Here is a 1,019-nt window from a genome sequence, read left to right as displayed (position 1 = left end):
CGTTACCCGTTGTTTCACCAACGAATTGACCGCCAACTGCTTCAGCTGAATCGTCTGACTTGTAGCCACGAGACTCAACGATTGGTGCGTCTTTCGCGATAATGTAAGTGAAGCCAGCGTCTAGGCTGAAGTCTTTCGTCCAGTCATAAGTTGCACCGATGCTTAACCAAGTACGGTCTGTTTCTGGAATAGTGATCGTGCGGTTCTTATCACTTACAGCAGACGTATCGTATGCAATACCAGTACGTAGGGTTACCTTAGGTTGAAGTTGGTAAGTCGCACCAACTGCAAAGCGGTAGTTATCTTCCCAGTTTTCCACTTTCACCATGTGTGTACCAGCGGTTTCTAGGTGAGCTTCTAGCTTCTCGAAAGAACTCCAGTCAGTCCAGTTGAAACTTGCGTGTAGCGCAAGTTGGTCTGTTACTTGGTGGAAGCTCGCTAGTTCAGCCGTTGCTGGTAGGTTTAGGTACATGTAGCCATTGTCACGCAGCTGTGGAAGCTTAGGAGTACCGAAGCCAAAACCAAGGCCCTCAGCATGACCTTCAAGCTTTAGCTCAACCTCAGATTTGTACGTGAAACCGATGCGGTTGTTTTCATTGATCTGCCACGCTGTACCCAATTGCCAACCCCAAGCCGTATCGTCACCTTCCATGTACTTAAGAGTCGTACCTTGAGGTTTTTGTAATACGTTTACTTTAGGAGTCGTAGCGCCAAAACTTCCTTCACCGATGATGTAACGAATACCACCACCAATGCTTACCGCATTATTAATTTTGTATGCTGCGTTTAGGTTTGCTTCCATTGTGGTTACGCTTGCTTCGTTACCAAAATGAGAGGCGGCAAAGCCTTTGCCTAGATCCGTTTCCATACCGTAGTTCGTACCGAACGCTAGGCCGATTGCGAATTGTTCGTTGTATTGGTGTGATAGGTAGAAGTTTGGAATGATTGCATCATGTGCGAAGTCATCTGAAGAGGTTGAAGAGGAGTTAATTACACTCTGATTTACCGAATGCTTAAGT

Annotated in this window: 1 protein-coding gene; it reads right to left on the bottom strand. The window is 46.3% G+C overall.

The features are described 5' to 3' along the window. A partial coding sequence (locus R7Q48_RS24980) for an outer membrane protein transport protein (RefSeq protein WP_318132811.1) occupies window positions 1–1,019 on the bottom strand: 1,019 nt, incomplete at both ends.

The organism is Vibrio sp. 378, from assembly GCF_033339435.1.
Note: the sequence above shows the minus strand (reverse complement) of the source record. Positions and strands in the feature narration are given on the sequence as shown.